Origin of the sequence: Calothrix sp. FACHB-168 (genome assembly GCF_963889195.1) — a bacterium.
Lineage (GTDB): Bacteria > Cyanobacteriota > Cyanobacteriia > Cyanobacteriales > Nostocaceae > Aulosira > Aulosira anomala_A.
In genome coordinates, this window is sequence record NZ_CAWPNJ010000001.1 from 408,770 (window position 1) to 431,155 (window position 22,386).

20 protein-coding genes, 1 tRNA gene and 1 riboswitch are annotated in these 22,386 nt (G+C 40.1%); of the genes, 8 read left to right on the plus strand and 13 right to left on the minus strand.

From position 1 onward, the window contains the following. Positions 1-10: 10 nt before the first annotated feature. The 5 genes from AACW45_RS01620 to AACW45_RS01640 all read right to left on the minus strand — a co-directional run bounded on the left by AACW45_RS01620 (position 11) and on the right by AACW45_RS01640 (position 4,048). Complete coding sequence (locus AACW45_RS01620; RefSeq protein ID WP_190627000.1) at positions 11-625, minus strand: pseudaminic acid biosynthesis-associated methylase; 615 nt, start codon at positions 623-625, stop codon at positions 11-13. Between the two features lie 19 nt (positions 626-644). Then, on the minus strand, positions 645-1,385 hold the full coding sequence (locus AACW45_RS01625) for a cytidylyltransferase domain-containing protein (protein ID WP_190627002.1): 741 nt from the start codon (positions 1,383-1,385) through the stop codon (positions 645-647). Beyond that, positions 1,382-2,548 carry a UDP-4-amino-4,6-dideoxy-N-acetyl-beta-L-altrosamine transaminase gene (pseC, locus tag AACW45_RS01630; RefSeq protein ID WP_190627004.1) on the minus strand — a complete coding sequence of 389 codons (1,167 nt, stop codon included), beginning with the start codon at positions 2,546-2,548 and terminating at the stop codon, positions 1,382-1,384. The genes AACW45_RS01625 and pseC overlap by 4 nt, the downstream gene beginning before the upstream one ends. Then, positions 2,545-3,534, minus strand: coding sequence for a UDP-N-acetylglucosamine 4,6-dehydratase (inverting) (gene pseB / locus AACW45_RS01635; protein ID WP_190627006.1), 990 nt, complete (start codon positions 3,532-3,534; stop codon positions 2,545-2,547). The genes pseC and pseB overlap by 4 nt, the downstream gene beginning before the upstream one ends. Positions 3,535-3,634: 100 nt before the next feature. Beyond that, positions 3,635-4,048 carry a tetratricopeptide repeat protein gene (locus tag AACW45_RS01640; protein WP_190627008.1) on the minus strand — a complete coding sequence of 138 codons (414 nt, stop codon included), beginning with the start codon at positions 4,046-4,048 and terminating at the stop codon, positions 3,635-3,637. Positions 4,049-4,999: 951 nt separating this feature from the next. Between AACW45_RS01640 and AACW45_RS01645 the strand changes: the two genes are divergently transcribed. Next, positions 5,000-5,218 (plus strand): DUF4327 family protein, encoded by a 219-nt coding sequence (locus tag AACW45_RS01645; protein WP_096642191.1) that lies wholly within the window; start codon positions 5,000-5,002, stop codon positions 5,216-5,218. A gap of 53 nt (positions 5,219-5,271) precedes the next feature. On the opposite strand, the gene AACW45_RS01650 is transcribed toward AACW45_RS01645, so the two are convergent. The 4 genes from AACW45_RS01650 to AACW45_RS01665 form a co-directional block, all read right to left on the minus strand. Further along, positions 5,272-6,525, minus strand: a complete 1,254-nt coding sequence (locus tag AACW45_RS01650; protein ID WP_190627497.1) for a protein kinase domain-containing protein — start codon at positions 6,523-6,525, stop codon at positions 5,272-5,274. Positions 6,526-6,621: 96 nt separating this feature from the next. Then, positions 6,622-8,622: a serine/threonine phosphatase gene (locus AACW45_RS01655; RefSeq protein WP_190627010.1), complete on the minus strand. Its 2,001-nt coding sequence runs from the start codon at positions 8,620-8,622 to the stop codon at positions 6,622-6,624. 262 nt (positions 8,623-8,884) lie between these two features. Beyond that, positions 8,885-10,615: a sensor histidine kinase gene (locus tag AACW45_RS01660; protein WP_190627011.1), complete on the minus strand. Its 1,731-nt coding sequence runs from the start codon at positions 10,613-10,615 to the stop codon at positions 8,885-8,887. 346 nt (positions 10,616-10,961) lie between these two features. After that, a complete protein-coding gene (locus AACW45_RS01665) occupies positions 10,962-11,555 on the minus strand; it encodes an rRNA large subunit pseudouridine synthase E (protein WP_190627013.1) in 594 nt (197 codons plus the stop codon). Between the two features lie 632 nt (positions 11,556-12,187). Continuing rightward, positions 12,188-12,284, plus strand: a riboswitch (TPP riboswitch). Between the two features lie 6 nt (positions 12,285-12,290). Here AACW45_RS01665 and thiC point away from each other — a divergent pair. The 3 genes from thiC to AACW45_RS01680 all read left to right on the plus strand — a co-directional run bounded on the left by thiC (position 12,291) and on the right by AACW45_RS01680 (position 14,932). Next, positions 12,291-13,664 (plus strand): phosphomethylpyrimidine synthase, encoded by a 1,374-nt coding sequence (thiC, locus tag AACW45_RS01670; protein WP_190627015.1) that lies wholly within the window; start codon positions 12,291-12,293, stop codon positions 13,662-13,664. A 137-nt stretch (positions 13,665-13,801) separates the two neighbouring features. Then, positions 13,802-13,981: a PCP reductase family protein gene (locus AACW45_RS01675; RefSeq protein ID WP_190627017.1), complete on the plus strand. Its 180-nt coding sequence runs from the start codon at positions 13,802-13,804 to the stop codon at positions 13,979-13,981. A gap of 246 nt (positions 13,982-14,227) precedes the next feature. Next, positions 14,228-14,932 carry a DUF4058 family protein gene (locus tag AACW45_RS01680; RefSeq protein WP_190627018.1) on the plus strand — a complete coding sequence of 235 codons (705 nt, stop codon included), beginning with the start codon at positions 14,228-14,230 and terminating at the stop codon, positions 14,930-14,932. Positions 14,933-14,977: 45 nt separating this feature from the next. On the opposite strand, the gene AACW45_RS01685 is transcribed toward AACW45_RS01680, so the two are convergent. Together AACW45_RS01685 and pyrE are read right to left on the minus strand one after the other, a co-directional pair. Continuing rightward, entirely contained in the window at positions 14,978-15,823 is an 846-nt protein-coding gene (locus AACW45_RS01685; RefSeq protein ID WP_190627021.1) for an Rpn family recombination-promoting nuclease/putative transposase, read from the minus strand. 108 nt (positions 15,824-15,931) lie between these two features. Beyond that, positions 15,932-16,552: an orotate phosphoribosyltransferase gene (gene pyrE / locus AACW45_RS01690; RefSeq protein WP_190627022.1), complete on the minus strand. Its 621-nt coding sequence runs from the start codon at positions 16,550-16,552 to the stop codon at positions 15,932-15,934. A 101-nt stretch (positions 16,553-16,653) separates the two neighbouring features. Between pyrE and AACW45_RS01695 the strand changes: the two genes are divergently transcribed. After that, on the plus strand, positions 16,654-17,067 hold the full coding sequence (locus tag AACW45_RS01695) for a hypothetical protein (protein WP_190547324.1): 414 nt from the start codon (positions 16,654-16,656) through the stop codon (positions 17,065-17,067). Between the two features lie 93 nt (positions 17,068-17,160). On the opposite strand, the gene AACW45_RS01700 is transcribed toward AACW45_RS01695, so the two are convergent. Then, positions 17,161-17,233, minus strand: a tRNA-Ile gene (locus AACW45_RS01700). 347 nt (positions 17,234-17,580) lie between these two features. On the opposite strand from AACW45_RS01700, the gene AACW45_RS01705 reads away from it, so the two are divergent. After that, positions 17,581-18,279, plus strand: coding sequence for a hypothetical protein (locus tag AACW45_RS01705; protein WP_190627024.1), 699 nt, complete (start codon positions 17,581-17,583; stop codon positions 18,277-18,279). Positions 18,280-18,485: 206 nt separating this feature from the next. Next, the gene (locus AACW45_RS01710; RefSeq protein WP_190627025.1) at positions 18,486-19,847 is read left to right on the plus strand and encodes a CNNM domain-containing protein; all 1,362 of its coding nucleotides are present in this window, start codon (positions 18,486-18,488) and stop codon (positions 19,845-19,847) included. Positions 19,848-19,998: 151 nt separating this feature from the next. Here the strand turns inward: AACW45_RS01710 and queC are convergent, their stop codons facing one another. Continuing rightward, complete coding sequence (gene queC, locus AACW45_RS01715) at positions 19,999-20,673, minus strand: 7-cyano-7-deazaguanine synthase QueC (RefSeq protein WP_190627027.1); 675 nt, start codon at positions 20,671-20,673, stop codon at positions 19,999-20,001. 614 nt (positions 20,674-21,287) lie between these two features. Between queC and AACW45_RS01720 the strand changes: the two genes are divergently transcribed. Further along, positions 21,288-22,370: a Gfo/Idh/MocA family oxidoreductase gene (locus AACW45_RS01720; RefSeq protein ID WP_190627029.1), complete on the plus strand. Its 1,083-nt coding sequence runs from the start codon at positions 21,288-21,290 to the stop codon at positions 22,368-22,370. The last annotated feature ends 16 nt before the right edge of the window (positions 22,371-22,386 follow it).

Sequence of the window (22,386 nt, forward strand, 5' to 3'; positions counted from 1 at the left end):
CCATCTAGCATTAAACAATTCTTTCTAATAAAAACCAATTTGTGTTGTCCCAACCAGGGTGTATCTTATTCCATAAGAATCCATTATCAATAACTGAAACTTTTCCCTTGTACTGTTCTAAAAACTCACTAGCGAAATCACGCTTAAATAGTTTACTGGTATGTCCCCGATAATGAACTTCCACAGGCACAGGATTATAATATTCATTAAGTAAAATATATCTAGAAGAAATATTATAAATTTTCTCGTAAATGATTGGTAAGTCCTCAGGATTAATATGAATTAAAACTCCACATGTAAATACTAAATCAAACTTTTCATCTGTTTCAAATTCTTGAATTGAAGCTTGTTTGGCTTTTACACCGGGCATTTTATCTAACTCAGCTATTGCTACCTGATTTAACTCAACTCCGGTTAGTTCAAAGTTACGACTTAAGTTAGCGATCGCCTGAAGATTGTGACCGCGATTTGCACCTAGTTCACAAATTGTTCTGACACCATAAGTCTTTTGTAAAACTTGGGCGAAAAATGGTTGGCGTTGTTCTGGTAAGATTTGATTTCTTGTGGTGTATTCATTACCAAATTCACCTTCCCAGAATAATTCTTGTTCTGTTTTAGATCTCATAATTAATTGCACCCATTATCTATAGTTCTTTCTGCTTCACATGAATATTCAGGTTTAGTAACTCTGGTTTCGCTGTTAAAAGAGCTATTACCTCATCAGTAGTAAAAATTTCTCCTTCCTGATATAAATCTGCATATACTGCTTGGATTAATTTCCAATCTTCTTCGGTATCTAATGTCCAGCGATAATTAGATATATCTTCATCATAGGTCTGGTTATGTAAAGCAAATATTTCCGGATGTTCGTAAATATAAGGCGTAACATGTTCTCGTTCGTATGGCTTTTGTGCAGCTTGAAAGGTTTTTTCTAAAACGCCAAAAGTAAAAACTTCTGCATCTAATCCACGGGGGTAACTGCGATTCAAGCAATTACTCAGATAATCTATTTCTAATCCTTCAGATGTTTCATCTTTGAAGTATTCCAACATTTGTGAAAGTACTTCAGGATCAAATAATGGACAGTCAGAGGTAACTCTGACTACTACATCAGCACTGTATTGTTTAGCTGCTAAATAATAGCGTGCTAAAACATCTTCTTCACTTCCTCGAAACCACTTTACTCCACATTTTTCTGCTTCTGTTACAATCGCATCATCTGTGTTTAAAGTAGTCGTTGCCACAACCACTTCATCAATTAATGAACAAGCTTTAACTCGACAAATGACATGTGCCAAAACAGTTTGGCCACAAAGTTCTTTCATCACCTTACCTGGTAGGCGAGTAGATCCCATACGAGCTTGAATAATTGCAACGGTTTTCATAACAAAATCCTTTGCAGCGCCGCTACTACCCTATCTTGATCTTCCTGAGTCAAGCTGTAGTACAAAGGAAGAGAAATTGCTTTCTGGTAATACTTCTCAACTTGGGGAAAGTCACCCCAACTAAAACCTAATTGCTGATAATAAGGTTGAGTATGAACTGGAATATAGTGTAAATTAACCCCTATATTTTCCTGCCTAAGTTCCTCAAAGACCTGCTGATGAGTTTTGTTAATTTTATCTAGCTTGAGTCTAATGACATAAAGATGCCAGCTAGACTGAGTATCCGGATGTTGCCAAGGTAGTATTAATGGCAAATCTTGTAGTAGTTGATTATAGCGGTTAGCTAAAAACCAACGGCGTTCTACAAACTCATCCAATCTTTGCATTTGGCTAGTACCCAATGCAGCTTGAATATCTGTCATGCGATAGTTATAGCCTAATTCCAGTTGCTGATAATACCAAAGACCGTGAGATTCTCCTTGCATAAAATTTGGATTGCGAGTGATACCATGACTTCTTAATCTCATCAATCTCTGATATAGTTCTTCCTGATTTGTTAGTACCATACCACCTTCACCAGTTGTAATAATTTTGACTGGATGAAAGCTAAAAACTGTCATATCAGAAAATAGGCATGAACCAATAGGTTGATGCTGATATTTCCCGCCAATTGCATGAGATGCGTCTTCTATAATTTTGAAATTATATTTTTGGGATAAAGCATAAATTTTAGCCATTTCACAGGATTGTCCTGCAAAATGCACAGGTACTAATAATTGAGGTAAACAGCCTAATTTTTCTGCTTCAATTAACCTGCGTTCTAATTCATCACTACTGAGATTATAGGTATTAGGGTCAATATCAATAAAGTTAACCTTTGAGCCACAATAAAGCCCACAATTAGCTGAAGCAACAAAAGTATTTGGTGATGTCCAAAGAATTTCATTTTCCTTTAACCCAGCTGCAATACAAGCAATATGTAATGCAGCTGTCGCACTAGAAACTGCAACAGCATATTTGGCTCCACAGTAGTTAGCAACAGCCTGCTCAAACCTTTCTATGGCAGGCCCTTGAGTAATCCAATCTGATTGTAAAACTGCGATTACAGCATCAATATCTTCTTGGCTAATATGTTGCCGCCCATAAGGAATGTAGTCATTCATTGCTTTAACATATCCAATAGTTGGAATCCTTTTAACCATTCTGTATTGATTTCGGAACTATATTCAAATCCTTCGGAAACGGGGACTCCTTTTTCACCTAAAATGTTACAAGTGTAATCAACAGAATGAGCATATTCAATAGTTGGTTTAATTACATAATGATCGAAAAATTCCAAAGCTAAATGTGAAGATTCAGCAGAAAACATTGCTTCATGTAGTTTTTCTCCTGGTCTGATGCCAACAATTTTAATTGGTACTCCTGGTGCAAGTGTTTCAGCTAAATCAGTAATTTTCATGGAAGGGATTTTAGGAACAAATATTTCTCCTCCATGCATTCTTGCAAAACTTTTGAAAACTAAATTAACACATTGCTGAAGAGTAATCCAAAAGCGAGTCATGCGCGGATCGGTAATAGGAATTACTGGAGCTTTTTCAACAATGAGCTTTTGGAAGAAGGGTACAACTGAACCTCGCGAACCGACAACATTACCGTAGCGAACTACTGCAAAACGAGTTCTTTTAGTACCTACAATATTGTTAGCGGCAACAAAAAGTTTATCGGCAGCTAGCTTGGTTGCACCATAGAGATTAATGGGATTTACGGCTTTATCAGTGGAAAGGGCAATTACTTTTTCTACTTCTTGCTCAATGGCAACATCAATGACATTATTTGCGCCATGAATATTAGTTTTAATACATTCCATTGGATTGTACTCAGCAGCAGGAATATGCTTGAGCGCTGCGGCATGAACTACATAATCAACTCCGCGCATAGCCATACTCAAGCGATCGCGATCGCGTACATCTCCAATGAAATATCGCATCTCTGGCGAATTAAACTCTTGCGCCATTTCATACTGTTTAAGTTCATCACGGGAATAAACTATAACTTTCTGAGGCTGATATTGGCTGAGGATTGTTTTGACAAATTGTTTACCGAAGGAGCCTGTACCACCTGTGATCAAAATAGATTTATGATTAAACATTGTGTCTTACCTAGTAATTTATAAATTAATTTTTTGCGGAAATTGTTGGCAGTAGAGTATTCATACAATGCTTAATTGAATAGCCTTAATCAGGGTTAGACTAATTATGAGTTTTTCTCTCGTTTTTACCGACTTCTTGCTTGAATTTGTCTAAAACGACCTTGTAGTCTTGGCGTTCTGGGTGTAACTTCACCAGCTTTTCTAAAATTTGAATAGCACCTTGAGTATCGTTCAACTTGATCCGTACATTTACTAACCCTTCTAGGGCTAATTGGTTTTGTGGTTCTCTTTGTAAGACCATTTCCCAACCCTTTGCTTGTTCCTGTAATACAGCATCAGGAGATTTCTGAGTTGCAGCCTTTGGCTGTGGTTCTTGCAAAGCTTTTTGGATGACAGGAACTGCTGAAAACAAGATGGAACCAAAGAAAGATACAATTGACACTATGGTTAAAAATTTTTGTCGGCGTTGAATCTGCTTCTTGCGATTAATTAAGTATTCTTCTCCCGCTCCCATATTTTCCTTAGATCCTGTGGTAATTACTTAGGTACTAGCAACCCTCTGGTATGAGGATACCCACCACTCTCAGGAAACTAACATCTTAACTAAAAATTTTTTACACAACCTTTAACAGATGAGTCTGGACGATCTCCATAGTCTTGTGCTAGGGGCTAGGGGCTAGGGGAGAGAGATTTTTAGGGAGCATCCCAAATGTGCAAAAACGCCCTCACCCTTATAGGGTGGGGCTAGAAATACGAAGCCTGCCTTCGCAGGCTATCAAACTTTTAGCCTGCGAAGGCAGGCTTTGTTGGTATAGCAATACCCTTCTAGGGTATTGCGTCAAAATTGGGATGCTCCCGATTTTTATATTTGGTTGTGAGATTGTTTTGTGAGAGACTAGCATGTAAACTGCTCATAATTTCGCTTTTCTCCATCTACCAAAAGCTTGATTTCTATTTATAAATAAAAGTAAAAATATATACTTGCTCTAATATGTTTTTAGGGTAAAAATAAAATTTATATGAAGATTTGCAATAACGTTGTTTATCCTGGAATGTTTGCGATATTGTATATAGGATTCCAACAGGGTAAATAATTTCACCGTCAGCTAATCAACTTTATATCAGCCCGTTTACTATGGGTTTTCTAAAATCTGCACACATTTTGTTGACGAAAACAAATACAGTGTTACTAGTCGTGTTTGCCTATGCTATTGATGCATCTGTGAGGACGGCTGGTTTTGCGTTTTGCGGTTACTGTCAATCTCTTGGGCTGAGTTGGTTGTGGTGGTAATTACCGTACAAAACCGACTTATGGAGCAACATATTTAGGGCGAGTATGGTATATTTAAGAAGTTAAGACTAGCTTTGCCCAAATTACAACGCTCTACGCATAGGTAAAATTTGCAAAACGGAAAGCAGTTTTGATTAAGTATTTACTAAACAAAATCTGAATTGAATCGAGGTTATGACTCAGCAAGTAATTCACCCAATGGTGAAATTGCAGCGTAACGTGCAATCACTCGTCGAATCCAACATTATCAAGCCAAATGATAGTATTTGGAAAATTGCTTTGCTCTATGGCAATGAATGGCAACATTGGAAACAAGAACTGTTAGATTTTGGCTTTAGTATGCAAGATCCAATCAGTGAATTGTTGGCAGTGGAAGCCTGGGATGAAGAATAAATTGTTGAAGTGAAGGATGAAATGTTTCAGCCTCCACTGTTGACTACATCCCTTTATTGGCAAGCAGTTAATGCCAAAGAAAGCTCTTTAGCTGTCTGATAGCGATCGCGTGGTAATGGCTCTGTCACCCGGTCAATTATTTCTCTTAATTGCGGCGTAATTGTCGGAATACTGCTGACATCAAAGCGAAAATGTCTTCCACGTTGATGGTAAAACTTGAAAGGGTTTTCCCCAGTCAGCAAGAAAATTAAAGTTGGGCCAATAGCGTATAAATCTGATTGCGTCAGGGGTTGTCCTCGTTCTTGTTCGGGAGCGCAGTAACCCTCTGCACCAATCCGAGTACCTGGTGCTGTACCAATTTCTTTAACTGCACCAAAATCTAGCACTACTATGCGATTATTAGAATTTTTCACCATCAGATTAGCGGGTTTAATATCCCGGTGAATCAGTGGCGGTTGTTGGCTGTGGAGATATTCTAAAATATCACAGGTCTGGATCATCCAGGCGATCGCTTGTTTGGGGGTAACTGGCCCTGTGGTATAAATCCGCTTTTCTAAATCCTGTCCGTGGACTAGTTCCATAGCCAAGTATTTTTTGCCACCTTCGACAAAAAAATCATAATATTTGGGTATTCCCGAATGATTCAAGGATCTGAGAGTATAGGCTTCGCGTTCAAATAACTCTTGGGCTTTGGCAATTTTTGCCATATCAGCATTCATCTGTTTTAATACCAGCAGTTGCGGATGTCCCACAATTGCACCTGCTGTATCCCAGGCGAGATAGGTAGTACCCATACCTCCTTGTCCTAGTGTTCGTAATACCTGATACTGGCGAATCTTCTTTTCTACTGTCAGTGGTTGACCGCAATGAATACAGAAGAGATTTTTCGGGGAGTTTCCTTCATGGGTACAGTGAACAAATGAAGGTGCAATTGTCTTTTCTGTTGAGCCAGGAATCTCTGGTTGTAGCAGCCAAGAATCGGGTGCGGTTACCTCTTGCAATTGGAATTTGATTATGGGGCCTCCCTGTGCTAATTGCAGCAGAGAATTATCTGGTAGTTGGCTCTGAGTCACAAGCACGCCATTGAGGAAAGTGCCATTAGTGCCGTGACTAATTACCTGCCACAAACTACCATTTTTGGCAGAATTAACTGGTTTAAGTTCTAGATGGTAGCGAGAAACTAAAGTATCGCTCAAAACAACGTCATTATCTGTCGCTCTGCCAATCTTAATCAGGGAAGAGTTTTCAAAATACCATTGCTTGAGCGGCGTTTTTTGTTGCGGTTCTAGCAGGGTCAGAGTAACCACAATACAAACTAATAAGGTAATGGGGCATGGGTCATGGGGCATGGGGCATTGGGTAGAGACGCGATTAATCGCGTCTGTACAATTCCTAGCCCCGATTTATCTTTGACTATCGAGATTGGGACGCACTTTTGCCCTGATCAGGATAGCAGTAATATTGTCATGGCCATTGTATTGATTGGCTAAATCAATGAGGTCTGTGACACCTGCTTCTAGGTTTGTCCCAGAACCAAGCAGAGGCAATAAGTGCGTCTGCCAATGGCTTTCTAATAAATCATTATCCGATAAACCGTCCGAGGCTAGTAAGAAGAGAGTATCTTCATTAATCTCAAAAAAGTCTACATCAGGATTAATTGAGTGTTCGTCGCGGGGCCCTAAAGCTTGGGTAAGTTGGTAAGCATCGGGACGGGCGTAAGCGATGCTAGCATCTACTCCCCTAGTAATTTCTCGTTGACCGACTTCGTGGTCGATGGTGATTTGTTCCAGTCCGCGTTTATGAGTGATGGAATAGAGACGGCTATCTCCCACATGAGCAACGGCGGCGTGGCTGTCCTGAATTAGTAGCATGACTAGGGTAGTACCCATGCGCCCCACCCCAGAACGAGCATCTTTTTGATTGAGATCGTAAATTGCCTGATTGGCGAGATATACTGCTTCGCGAATCTCATCTTCTGTTGGCAGTTGGTTATCTATCCATTGCTGTTGAAAGTACTGCCTGATGGTACTGACTGCCAATTCGCTAGCTATTTCACCACCAGCATGACCGCCCATACCGTCACAGAGAATATATAAGCCACGAGCTTGAAGAACGCGAGTTTTAGGTAACTCTAGTTTATTAATACTAGTTTCAATGCCAAAGTAGTCTTCATTGTGATGACGTTGACGACCAACATCAGTTTGTCCCGCATCTTGCAAGCTACTAAGCTGCATCGGCAAGACAACTGTAGGCATATCTTCGCTTTTTGAGTTGAAATTGTCTAGATCATCTACTTGCAGCATGGTTGGTGCGCTAGGGTACTGTTCTTCGGTAGGCGGTAAAGTTTCCCATGTAGAGGCGACTATTTCTGTAGACATTTCTTCTAAACGCGATCGCAATTGTGCGATCGTCTCAATTTTACCGAGTTCTAAATCTCCTAACATCTGGACTATAGAACCAAATTGAGTCCGTTGCGACTGTCTAAATAGTGCCTGCCAAACTCTCCCCAACGCTTGAATTGTTAAAAGCTGTTCTGGTTCCCCTGCTTGCTGTTCGTTATTGTCTACCGATACATTAGTATTAATATACTTAGTTAAAGGTGCTGAATATAAGCGCCCTAGAGTCAATGTTTGGTCTTCATCTAAGAGCAAATTTGATAGATCCAACAGACTTTGACAACAATTGACTGGTTCTAGCAATGTCCACAATTGGGTCATTTGATAACACCAATGTAAAATTTGCAATGAACTGGTTGTGTTTTCTTGCCATCGGTCAAGTAAATGCGGCCAATGGGACTTGTCTGGGATGAGTACGACTTGTATATCGCCTTGTTGCCATGCATCATGAATTTCTGGAATTCCTGGATTCCCTTGTGCTTGTAAAGCAATATAAGGTTTAGCCAGTTGGGGAATTGCCGTTGCTGCTACTGATGGTGTTACCAGGCCCTTTTGGCGATTTTCTAACATTGTCGCCAGTGGGGAAATTTGATATGGTTGGCAGTCAATAACTTGAATACACACCTCAGTATCAGGGGCAAGTTCTTCTAAGCTGGGTAGTGGCTCTAATAACTGATAGCGTTGCTCTGGGTCTAAATAAGAGCCTACTACCAGTGGAGCGCTAACAGGTACAGCAGATGGCGATGATATTGCACCCTCATCTTTTTCTACTTCCTCATTTTTCCCATAGTCCCCAGTACTTATTTCTCCGATGACAGTCGGCTGTTTGGCAATAATGGCCAGCCAGACTGTTCCACAATCTGCGCCGCAGTTAGGACAATTTTGTGCGTTTACAGGTACTGAGGTACTGCATTCAGGACAGAATTTCTGTGTCAGTGATGCACCACAGTTTTGGCAGAATTTATTGGTATTAGAGTTTTCAAATTTACACTGAGGGCAAATCAGCATAGTGGAAGTTCCTCATTCCCGTTCCAAGGTGCTTCTAGCCACTTCAAATTCATAGTGCCACAACTGGCTACCCCTGCCTAAAGTAGACCTAATAAAAAATTGCGGTTTCACAGCGAATTTTAGTAGCAGTATTAATTGTGACGCATATTAGCTAAATATTTTAGATATTCGCAAGCTAATTTTTCTAACATGGGGGTGCAAGGGAAGAAAGACAAGGAAGCAGGCGTTAAATAAATGACTAATAACTCTGGCAAAATCTCCTTTACACCTCATGATTGAGCGGTAACTGAATTGTAAAACAGGTAAGGTTTGACCCGCTTTCTACTTCGATTGTTCCTCCTAAATACTTGGTGAGCTTCTGTACTAATGCTAAACCTAGTCCTGTACCACCCTGCTTCCAGGGGTCGTTGCTAGGAATGCGGTAAAATTTATCGAAAATACGCGGTAATTCGGAACTAGGAATTTCTACACCCGAATTAATCACTTGAAATTGGAGATTGGGAGTTTTTAATTGGGCGGAAATTGTAATTTCTGCATCTGGAGGGCTGAATTTACAAGCATTGGTGAGTAATTCTATTAAAATGCGTTCTAGACTAAAGGGATCGCAGACAAAGGTTGGGAGATTAGCGGCGACGCTGAGGCGCAATTTTTGCTGGCTAGAGTTGCGATTGCGTGCTTTAAAGAGTTCAACTACTCGCCACAGCCATTGCTGTATTTGTATGGTTTCCAGCACTAAGGGTTTAGTTGTTGTATCCAATCTTTGTAAATCTAGAAAATTACTAATGAGATTAATTTCGCGATCGCATTCATTATCTAAAATTTCATAATAGCGAGCCGCTTTCGAGCGTTGTGCTTGTGGCTTGGCCATTTCTATCATCAAGTTTTGCTCTTGATTGAGCGCGATACCCAGCATTTGAATCGCCATTTTCATATTAGTAAGTGGCGTGCGGAGTTCGTGAGAAACTGTACTGAGAAATTCATCTTTGAGGCGATTTAGTCCTTCCATTTCTTCTAATTGCGCCTGTACAGATGCTTGGCTATGTTTAAGGGCGACTTCTGCTAATTTCCGCTCTGTAATATCTATGCAACATCCAATGTAACCAACAAACTTGCCATCAGGTGTAAATCGAGGTACGCCAGTATCTAGAATCCAACGATATTCGCCATCATGACGCATCAGTCGATATTCCATCTCAAATTTACCTCTGGCATGGAAGGCTGAATCATAAATTTCTTGACAGAATTCTTGATCTTGGGGATGAACTCCTTCTAGCCAGCCTAAACCTTGCTGCTGTTCCATAGTCCGGCCAGTAAATTTTAACCAAGATTGATTAAAAAAATTAAATAGGCCATCTACTCCCGCCATCCATAACATTACTGGTGCGGTATTAGCCATAGTATGAAAGCGTTGTTCGCTTTCTCTTAATGCATCTTCTGCTTGTTTATGAGCAGTAATGTCTTCTAAAACCATAAGAATTTGTGGCTTTTTCTGAGGACATCCATCGCTCAAGCTTTCATCTATGAGATAATTTATCTCTTCTTCTGGTAATAAACGAGCAACTACTTTTACCCAGAAAATCTTGCTGGCGGGACAATTTAAGCGAAACTCCCAATTGGTAATTTCTCTATCAGTGGCAGTATTTAATAGTGTTTTAAATGCTTGAAATAATTTTTGTCGGTCTGATTGTGTAAATAAATTAAAAACAGATTGATCGAGCAATTCTTCTACGGTATATCCCAGACAGTTAGCGCCAAACTTATTGACTGACAAAATTATTCCTGTTGTATCCAAACTAAAATATACAGAAGGAATATTTTCATAAAGCCTACGATACAAGTTAAGTTCCTGTTGCAGACAATGCAAGGTTTCTGCTGTACAAATGTGTAAATCGCAGGGTCGTTCAGGCACAAGTTCCAAGCGTGCAGGGGTTGTAGATAAGATATCTTGTGGTTGGCGATTTTCATGCCAAATAGATTGCTGATTAAGGCTCATAAGATTTAATCACTTGCACCCAATGGTTGACGTAGATATCGGCAGGAATAAAAAAAAGAATATTATAAGGCTTTTGCTGAGATTTTTGTCAAAAAATGAAAATAAAAACTTATGTAACAAACCACAACACTGTTTTATCGTTTGTGAATTTTTAGCTCAAGTTAAGGAGTAAATTATGTTTACTAAGCTACATTTTTTCCCTAGTTAATTCCAGAGAAAAAATTCATTTTAAATATACAGCCTGAAACACAGCCTCATCCGCAGAGTTTGACTGGACAATTTTTATTTAGACAAAATAAGCAATAATACTTATTAAATAGATACAGAAATTAATTGGTAAATTGACTTAGAGTTTATTCCCTAACTGAGAAAACAGTTTAATTTCAGCGGTTGTGAGATCGCGCCATTGACCTAGTTCTAAACTATCTAATTGTAAGTGAGCGATACTCACGCGAATCAATCGCAAAGTGGGAAATCCTACAGCAGCAGTCATCCGCCGCACTTGTCGATTTTTTCCCTCAGTGAGAGTCATTTCTAGCCAAGCTGTTGGTATATTTTGGCGAAATCTAATTGGTGGATTGCGATCGCTTACAGGTGGTTCTTCTAGTAATAACTGTACTTTAGCTGGTCGAGTACGGTAATCTTGAATTTTTACCCCAGTTTGCAACTTATTTATTGCCTCTGCATCGGGGATACGTTCTACTTGTACCCAATATGTACGTTCATGGCCAAATTTTGGATTGGCAAGACGATGTTGCAATTGTCCATTATTGGTGAGCAGCAGTAAGCCTTCACTATCCCAATCTAAACGCCCGACAGGATAAACATCAGGAACGGGAATATATTCTTTTAGGGTACGGTGTTTGGGTGTTTCCTGGGTAAACTGGCTCAGAACGCCATAGGGTTTATGAAAAATAATATATCTATTGTTATTGGGCATGGGGCATGGGGCATTGGGAAGGCTGCTTTTTCATATTCTCCCCACCTTTACCACATTCCTATCATTCCGGCACACCCTCCACTGGCTTACTAGAATAAAGCACGATTTTGGGCGTTTTGATAACAAAACTATAGTTAAAAATTAATTATGCCAAGTTCTAAATTGTTGATGATGATGCGATAAATCTGTACCTAAGTATTGACAACCAGCATGGGTGAAGATTCAAAAAGGCGATCGCTTGGTGTTACTTGCTGGTTAATTGAGACTCGCTCAAAGATAGCGATCGCATCATGCTATAAGAAAAAACCCCGACGCAACAGCCGGGGAGTACTGTATAGGTTCAATGTATACCTGTGTCGCTTATAGCAATTAAAAATGAGGAAAAGATGAGGATTGGCTAGAAAAATCATCCATCAGCTAGTTGACAAGTCAGATAGTTAAGAGTGAGTGCGATCGCTTTATACTAATCAGCTAATCACGAGACAATCTCACAACCAACCATGAAAATTTCTCTTTCCAGTCAACAGTCAACAGTCAACGCTATTTTCAAGAAAGTTGTTAACAGCTTTTCCTCTCACCTCATGAATTGTTAACAGCCTTGCTCCCAGCCATAAGCAAAATGGTACAATCTACATCCATGCTAGGGGTGCCTGAATAACTAGGCTGAGATCACACCCTTAACACCTGAGTCTGGGTAATACCAGCGGAGGGAAGCTGTTTATCGAGGAATTCAATATGCGGACAGAATGGGTTGCCAAGCGTCGTGGGCAGAGCAATGTAACTCAAATGCACTACGCGCGTCAGGGTGTCATCACAGAAGAAATGCACTACGTCGCCCAACGGGAAAATCTTCCTGCGGATCTCATTCGCGAGGAAGTGGCGCGGGGGCGAATGATTATCCCTGCTAATATTAATCACACCAATTTAGAGCCAATGGCTATTGGTATTGCCTCTAAATGTAAAGTAAATGCTAATATCGGTGCTTCTCCCAACTCTTCCAATCTTCAAGAAGAAGTGGATAAGCTGAAATTAGCGGTGAAGTATGGTGCTGATACCGTGATGGACTTGTCCACAGGCGGTGGTAACTTAGATGAAATTCGTACTGCAATTATTCAAGCTTCACCTGTTCCTATTGGCACAGTACCCGTTTATCAAGCTTTAGAAAGCGTTCACGGCACAATTGAAAAACTCACCCCCGATGACTTTCTCCATGTCATCGAAAAACACGCCCAGCAAGGGGTAGATTATCAAACTATCCATGCGGGAATTTTGCTAGAACATTTACCTTTAGTCAGAAGCCGGATTACAGGGATTGTCTCTCGTGGTGGCGGTATTTTGGCGCGGTGGATGCTGCATCACCACAAACAAAATCCGCTATACACACACTTCCAGGATATCATTGAAATTTTCAAAAAATACGATGTTTCCTTTAGTTTAGGTGATTCTCTCCGCCCTGGCTGTACTCATGATGCCTCAGATGCCGCCCAATTAGCCGAATTGAAAACCCTCGGACAGCTAACCCGTAGAGCTTGGGAAGATAATGTTCAGGTAATGGTAGAAGGGCCTGGACATGTGCCAATGGATCAAATTGAGTTTAATGTCCGCAAGCAAATGGAAGAGTGTTCAGAAGCGCCTTTCTATGTGTTGGGGCCATTGGTGACAGATATTGCTCCTGGTTATGACCATATTACCTCAGCGATTGGTGCTGCAATGGCTGGTTGGTATGGTACCGCGATGTTGTGCTATGTTACGCCCAAAGAACACTTGGGTTTACCCAATGCTGAAGATGTACGCAATGGCTTAATCGCTTATAAAATTGCCGCACACGCAGCCGATATTGCTAGACATCGCCAAGGTGCTAGAGATAGAGATGATGAATTGTCTAAAGCCCGTTATAACTTTGACTGGAATCGTCAGTTTGAATTATCACTCGATCCAGAAAGAGCTAAAGAATATCACGATGAAACTTTACCAGCAGATATTTATAAAACTGCTGAATTTTGTTCAATGTGCGGGCCTAAGTTCTGTCCTATGCAAACCAAAGTTGATGCTGATGCGTTGACAGAACTTGAGAAATTCTTGGCGAAAGATAAGGTAGCTCAGGTTTAAAACCTGAACAATAAGATCCCCAAATTATTCAAAAATTGGGGATCTCAAATATAAAATGAGATGAAAATATTTTTACTTCAATGACTCGCCAATTTCATGACCAATTCGCAAAATAATATTTAAAATTGTCAAAATTTATGAGTGAAGCAATTAAATGGACTGCTGAAGCAGAAGTAAAAATTAAAGAAATTCCTTTTTTTGTCCGTCCTTTTGCACGTAAAAAGATTGAAAATTATGCTCAGGAGAATAGTATATCTGTAATTACTCTTGAAGTTTATGAACAGGCTAAACAATTATTCAATAAAAATTTTAATTAACGTATCTGCTTAAATCTTAATGACTCTCAATATCACGACTAATTTGTTAAAGAATATTTAGAAGAATTATTAGCACTTATAGGAACTATTAAAAAAGCGAAAAAGTCAAAAGTGAAGTTCAATAAATTGATCTTTGCTTTGAACTATTTACTTCTCAACCTCAGGATAATTTACCTTTATGTTTATTAAAAAAACGGCGACGAATCAATATTTATTTAAACCTTTTCGCAACCCATTTTATCAAACATGATGCTGCAAGACCATTTTCGTCCACCACTCTCAATTCGCCGTCACTGGCACGCATTTCATAATGCTTGGGCGACTTATATTGCATCTGATTTAAATGCTAAATTGCCAGAAGGTTATTTTGCTGAACCAAATGTACAATTTGGCATTGAAATTGATATAGCAGCTTTTGAAGAGTCATGGCAGGAATCAAAAAATATTTATAATATTTGGAGTCCGCCACCACCCGATCAAACAATAGCTTTTCTACCCACAGATGAAACAGTAGAAGTAAATATTTTTAATACTGAGGCTGGCCCAATTTTAGCCGGAGCAATAGAATTAGTCAGTCCTGCTAATAAAGACCGTTCTACTCATCGAAATGCTTTTGTTTCTAAATGTGAAACCTATTTACGACAGGGTATTGGTTTAGTAATTGTTGATGTTGTAACAGAAAGGAAGACAAATCTCCACAATGAATTATTAACTCGTGTTGCAGAAAATAATGCATTGCTTTTTAATGCTGAACTTTATGCTACTGCTTATCGACCCATTCAACAAAATGGGCAGTATAAACTAGATATTTGGCAAGAAAAACTGAATATAGGCACTATACTACCGACTTTACCATTGTGGTTGCATGGTGAAATTTGTTTACCAGTAGAACTAGATAGTATTTACGAAAGGACTTGCCGAGAACAAAGAATTCCGATGCATACTGCTTAGTTATACATTGGTAGGTGAAGTTATTAGGAATGCACTTATCCAAGACTAAAGAATTTGTCGTAAATCCTCAACTGAATTAGCAGTTTTAATCGCCTGTTGAATCGATTTTAATTTTTCTAAATCATTAATTTGAAAGATTATTGGCATCAATTCTAAACCGTCGTTACCAAACTTCATCTCTAATAGTAATTCAATACTGGAAAATAACTCTTCCCGTCGTCCGCGTTCGACTCCACGCTGCTCAATTTCTTGATACCAAGGCGATTCGCGCAATACAGCCATATCCCACCTCATGATTTCTTGAACTAGGGCGCTTTCTAATACAAACGTAGCAAAAAATGCTAAAACCGTCTCAAGTTGGTTTAGCTGTTCGTCATCCCGGAGAATTCTTAAGGCTTCTCTAATGATTGATTCGTTTTCACCACCTTTAAGAATTGGCACAAAAGGTAGTAAAGATGGTAAAGGCTGTTCAAAAGCAATATTTACATCAACTTCCCACAAATTGATGACGCGATAATCTTGAATTGCTCGCAAACCAGCAATATTGGTTTCATAATTTGTAGGTATTTCTGCATCGCCAGTTTTCAGAATATTAATTAATACAGGATATGTTAGTAATTTATATTTTTCTTCTGCAAGTGCGGCATCAGCACGCATTCTTCTGGGCATTTCTGGCGTGGGACGCAGTTGTAGTTCATTGAGAACTAAAAAATTACCATATTGGGGATTTTTCGCCCGGATTAAAACGTCACTTTCTCGACTAATCCATTGAAATTCTGAATTGAGTATTTCACCTGCGGTAATATCAGGAATGCCTGTAACCCACTTTACCCAGTTATCTGGTGCGAGGCTAATTAAGCGTTTTGTGCTAACGTCTGCGGATTTTGTCATTGATTTGTAGATGCAGAGAAATTATTCACAATATCAAAAATGCGATCGCACTCTTGATCGGCTAATTACCAACAAAGTAAAATTGCGATCGCATCTTGCATCAGTCAATTAACTTCCTAATTCCCGATACCGCTTTTGAATTTCCTCAATCGAAAATAACGCAGTAAACTTTAACCCTGCTGACTGATATAACTCTGCGCCTCCTTGCAATCTGTCTACTAGTGCAATTACTTCCTCAACTGTATAACCTGCTTCTTGGAGACGATTAACAGCTTTCAGTGCAGATTGTCCAGTTGTCACCACATCTTCCAACACTACAACCTTTGCACCTTCTGGCAAACTCGGCCCTTCAATATAAGCCTTGGTTCCATAACCTTTGGCTTCTTTACGAATAATCAGCGCCGGAATTGGTCGATTTTCATACACAGAAACCACGCTAACTGCTGTCACAATTGGATCAGCACCCAATGTTAAACCAGCTACAGCTTGGGTATCGCTAGGTAATAAAGGAAAAAGTAGCCTACCTACAGCTAAAGCGCCTTGGGGATGTAGCGTTACTTGTGTTTTGTTCACGTAGTAAGTACTACGTAACCCAGAAGAAAGAACAAAATCACCCTCTTGATAAGCCAGTTGACAAAATAAATCTAGTAAATTTTGGCGCAGCGTAGTCAAGTCAGCATTAGCCGCCCAAATATTGGATAAGTTGTCGGTTTCAGTAGAATAAGTCATTACAAGAGGTTAATTATTGTGCTACACCAAAGGTTGAACCGATCGGTGTTCTGAATTTAAGCATAAATTAAGATTTGCCCAAAATTTGAGGAGTCATGAATATGGGTATAAAACTTCGACCTTCAAGTATTTTTTTAGTACTGGTAGCTACTACTATTGCTGTTCCTTCAGTTAGCAACGCTCAAACCACAACATCCAATTATGAAACCAACAGTGATGCAATGGAGCGAGCTTATTTTCGTCATAACCCGAATTTCTATGACAATCGCAGTTTAAAACGGCAGTTAGACTCTTTTCTCGGTGCTGGGTCATTTTCCAACACTTTTCCAGAAAACGAAATCGCCCGTGATGGTGAATTAATTAATGGGATTTACCGGGATATGATGACACAGCAAGCTACCAACGATCCCTATCTGCGTACCCCAGATTTACCTAATCCTTACGGTACATCGATTCTCATGTCTCCCCGCAGCAATGCTGAACGGATGAAAGTTGGCACCGAGTTTCGCTTTTAAAATTTACTACGACGGCTAAATTGCCACAGTTAAGATTGCTCAGTGCTGACTGCTGATGCTAGTTCAGCACTCTAAGTTTTATAAATTTTTTAATCCAGGGTGCAGGAGTTGAACCTGCCTTGGGCGAATTATGAGTTCGCTGCCTCAACCGCTCGGCCAACCCTGGGCGGATTTTTATTATATATTGTACGCTGATTATACCAGCTTTTGTACCCTGGATAATAGTTTAGCAGATTTTTTTACTACATAATTTGATTATGAAATAGTCCAGACTCACTCAGTAGGCGATTGTACACAATTATGATACGAAACTTTAGATTGACCTTGCCGATGAATGGATAGGGCTAGAAACTCGATAGATAGGCGGATGTGCAGGTTAGTAGCACTCAGGCTGTAATAAGTTCTCAAGCAAAAAATCTCAAATCGGTAATCTAAAGTCTAAAATGGGCAAGGTCAACAGTCTAAAGATGTTTTTTAAATAAACTAGGCTAATTTGCCAACAGCGCCAGAGCGATGAAACTAAATTCCACTGTACTTCTTACGTTAATTTTGTTAACCCTGATGTTGGGCGCAGGATCTGTTAGTGCATTTTGGGGGTTCACCTTAGGGAGTTCCGCACTCAAAGGTGTAACTACGCCAGATGGTCGTCCTACCAGTAAATTTACTACCAGTAAATCCTCTAACTCCCAAGCAGGAAGCTTAGTACTCTTAAGAGAAGAAGAAATACTAAAAATTGTTAAAGCACGCATTGAAGGTAAAACCAAAGCGGCTAAATCCGAAAAACTAGATGAAGATGAAGAGGAGACTAATAATCAGCAAAAGCCACAAGAAAAGCCTTCAGAAGTAGCTGAAGAAAAACCCCAAAAAGGATTTCCCGTTACTGCGGAAAATAAAGGTGTAACTTTCGCTGTCCAATCTGCACGCTATTCTGGGGGGGATTTACTCCTGAAAGTGAAAATGCAGAATAAAGGTGCTGATTCTGTGCGCTTCTTATATAGTTTCTTGGATGTCACCGATGATAAGGGACGTACTCTCAGCGCCAGTACAGAGGGTTTACCAGCAGAATTACCAGCCAACGGGCCAACCTTTTCTGGTACAGTGAGCATTCCCACAGCTTTACTTGATGATGTCAGTAAGATTTCTCTGTCGTTGACAGACTATCCTGCTCAAGAATTAAAGTTGGAAGTGTTGAATATTCCTGTAGAAAAATAAACTAGGCAATTGTGAAAATAAGGGATGGGAAATTTGAGATTGAGATGGCGATGTTAAAGCTATTAGAGTAAGCAAGTTCCTGAGTCAAGTTACTGTTGTTGTGTAGTATTGGGAACTGGGGAACGATCGCAACCACCATCCCTAATTCCCAAATCTAAAATTACCAATCCAAGAGTGGGTGCATAAGTTGTACACGAGCTGTAGCGGTGAGTGGTTTTCCTAGTTTAATTTGGACAGATGTGGGGCTGCGATTGTTATCAGTTTTGCTACTGATTACCATCAATGCTTTTTTTGTCACAGCCGAGTTTTCAATGGTGACAGTGAGGCGATCGCGTATCCATCAGTTAGTCCAAGCTGGTGACATTCCCGCGATCGCTGTAGAAATGTTGCAGCGTAGTATCGATCGCCTGCTATCTACCACCCAGTTAGGCATTACTCTTTCTAGTTTGGCATTAGGCTGGATTGGCGAAAATACAATTGTGCTGTTGGTAGATGCATGGTTGAAATCCTGGCCTTTACCGCAAAAAATGAGTCTGTTGATCGCTCATTCTCTCTCTATCCCCATCGCTTTCTTTTTAATTGCCTATTTACAAATTGTTTTAGGAGAACTTTGTCCTAAATCAGTAGCGATGCTGTATTCAGAACAGCTAGCCAGATTTTTAGGGCCTTCAGTCAAAGCGATCGTGCGTTTTTTCAGCCCCTTTATCTGGATTCTTAACCAATCAAATCGCTGGCTGTTAAGATTGTTTGGTATTGAATACACCGGTCAAGGCTGGAGACCACCTGTTACCCCCGAAGAATTGCAGCTAATCATCTCTACAGAACGAGAATCCACGGGTTTACAGCGTTCCGAGCGAGAATTGCTGAATAACATCTTTGAATTTGGCGATGTCAAGGTGCAAGAAGTGATGATTCCCCGCACCAGCATCGTCGCCTTACCTAAAGACGCTACATTTGAGCAATTCCTCCATGAAATGGCTGATACTGGTCATTCCCGCTACCCTATTATCGGCGATTCTTTAGACGATATTCGCGGTATTGCTTACTTTAAAGATATGGCACAGCCTTTAGCTGTAGGTAAGCTGACTTTAAAATCATCGATTCAACCTTGGATGCGTCCAGCCCGGTTTGTTCCCGAACACACCCCCTTAAGCGAACTTTTACCAATGATGCAGCAAGAAAAGCCCGCTATGGTGATGGTAGTGAATGAATTTGGCGGAATTGTCGGCTTAGTCACACTTCAAGATGTGATTGCCGAAATTATTGGCGATGCAGGTGTACTTGATAGCACTGAAGATTTACTCATCCAAATGTTAGATGAGCAAACATTTCTCGTGCAAGCACAAATCAACTTAGAAGACCTCAACGCCATTTTAAATTTGAATTTACCTCTGGCAAAAGAATATCAAACCCTGGGGGGTTTTCTGCTGTATCATCTCCAAAAACTACCCGCCAAAGGGGAAACATTCAGTTTTCAAAATCTGGAATTTACCGTAGTTTCCGTCATAGGCCCCCGGTTGCACCAAGTCCAACTACGACGCTTAAAACAAGAGGCAGAAAGTCAGTGAGTTGGGCATTGGGCATTGAAACAATTTTGGATTTTGGATTTTGGATTTTAGATTGGAATCCAAAAGACGCTCGCGGACTCGCTAACGCTGCGCTATCGCAAATCTAAAATTTAAAATTCCTTGTCCCCCTGCTCCCTGCCGCCTGCCCCCACTAACCATAAGCCACAGGGTCACTTAAGCCTAATTCAGCAAAGGCGGCTAGCCTGAGGCGGCAAGAATCACAGACACCACAGGCGACATCAGCACCAGCATAACAAGACCATGTGAGTTCCCAAGGTACGCCCAGTTGATTACCAAGCTGGATAATTTCGGTTTTTTTCAAATTAATTAAGGGCGCAACAATAGTAATCGCTTCTCCCTCCCTACCTTGCTTAGTTCCTAAGCGAAAAACTTCTTGCATCGCCTGGATATAGTCGGGGCGACAATCAGGATAACCAGAGTAATCTAAAGCATTAACACCAATATAGACACGTTCGGCAGTGATTGTTTCTGCATAAGCGAGGGCAAAACTTAAAAAGATTGTATTGCGGGCAGGAACATAAGTTACAGGAATATTTTGAGACATTTCCGTCAGGGAACGTTCCTGTGGTAAATCTATGTCATCATCTGTTAGGGCTGAACCGCCCCATTGACGTAAATCAAAGTTGACTATCTGATGTGTTGCTACCCCAGCTTTTTGTGCTACCAATAGGGCAGACTGTAACTCTCGCTGATGTCGCTGGCGATAATCAAAAGAAAGGGCGTGGCACTCATAGCCATCAGCTTTGGCTTGATACAGAATTGTGGAAGAGTCTAATCCTCCAGACAACAGAATTACAGCTTTCATCGGGGTTAATAATTTGGGCTTTTTAATCGCGAAATCTGACTGCGGTTGCCTTTGCACTGTTGTTAGCGATCGCATTTTCAATTACGACCTCAACAGTCAAAGGACATTCTCTCAACTAAAGTCTCTAAAAATATCACTGCCTAATCTGTCAGTGTTACAGATAATTATGTAAAAATTATTAAATTACTCATTAGTCTTCACTATTGTTTAATGACTGCAATTTTTTTCCGACCTAAGTTAAGGAGGAAATTTTGATTTTTATGTAATTTTACTCACAAAAAAGGATGACTTTTGATTATCTCAACCAAATATTGATTGAAATAATCAATTACCTAATTCCTATTGAGTAATTGATTTTTAAGTATTACTGAGATTGTAAAGTTAATAAAAAGACATTTTATATTTTGTGTAAAGTGTAAAAAATTAATCAACAATCAACTCAAATTCCAAAAGATACTCAGATTGCGGGAACCCATAACAAACTTTGAAATTCTTCATAAACAGAACCTCTATGTTACCATCTGGATGGTTTTAGACGGATCGTAACAGGCAGTTAAGTATAAAGGCCAACGACCGTAGCGTCTCTAAATTTGGTGGTTGAGGAGAGAATCATAGTGCAAAATAGCATGTCAGTGGCAGAACCAAATCCCTATACACAGCGCAACCAACCACGACCAATTCGCATAGGCGTAATTGGAGTGGGTAACATGGGGCAACATCATACCCGAGTCCTGAGTTCAATGAAAGATGTTGAACTGGTGGGTGTTTCCGATATTAACGTCGAGCGAGGATTAGAAACCGCTAGCAAATACAAAGTCAAATTTTTTGAAGATTACTGTGACTTACTACCTCATGTAGAAGCAGTTTGCATTGCCGTTCCTACACGCTTGCATTATGCTGTAGGTATTAACTGTTTGTTAGCCGGAATTCACGTTTTAATTGAAAAACCAATTGCTGCCAGTATTTCTGAGGCAGAATCCCTCGTGAATGCTGCTGCTGAATCTCAGTGTATTCTCCAAGTAGGTCACATTGAACGCTTCAATCCCGCATTTCGCGAACTGAGTAAAGTACTCAAAACCGAGGATTTATTGGCGATAGAAGCCCATCGCATGAGTCCTTATTCAGATCGGGCAAATGATGTATCTGTGGTGCTGGATTTAATGATCCATGACATTGACTTACTTCTGGAATTAGCAGCCTCTCCAGTCGTCAAGTTAACCGCTAGTGGCACCCGTGCATTAGACTCTGGTTATCTAGATTACGTGACTGCCACCTTAGGATTCGCTAATGGTATTGTAGCAACTTTAACTGCAAGCAAAGTCACTCATCGGAAAATCCGGCGGATAGTTGCCCATTGCAAAAATTCTTTGACGGAAGCAGATTTCCTCAAGAATGAAATTTTGATTCACCGCCAAACAAATCACAATTCTCTCAACGATTCAAGACAAGTACTTTATCGCCAGGATGGTGTGATTGAGAAAGTTTATACAACTAATGTTCAACCTCTCAGTGCAGAGCTAGAACATTTTGTCAATTGCGTACATGGTGGAAATCAACCTTCCGTTGGCGGGGAACAAGCCTTAAAAGCTTTAAGATTAGCCAGTTTAATTGAGCAAATGGCTCTAGAAGATAAAGTTTGGAATCCATTAGATTGGCAATCAGAACCAAGAGTACAATCACTAACTCCAACAGTCTAGAAAAGTTGGAGGAGGA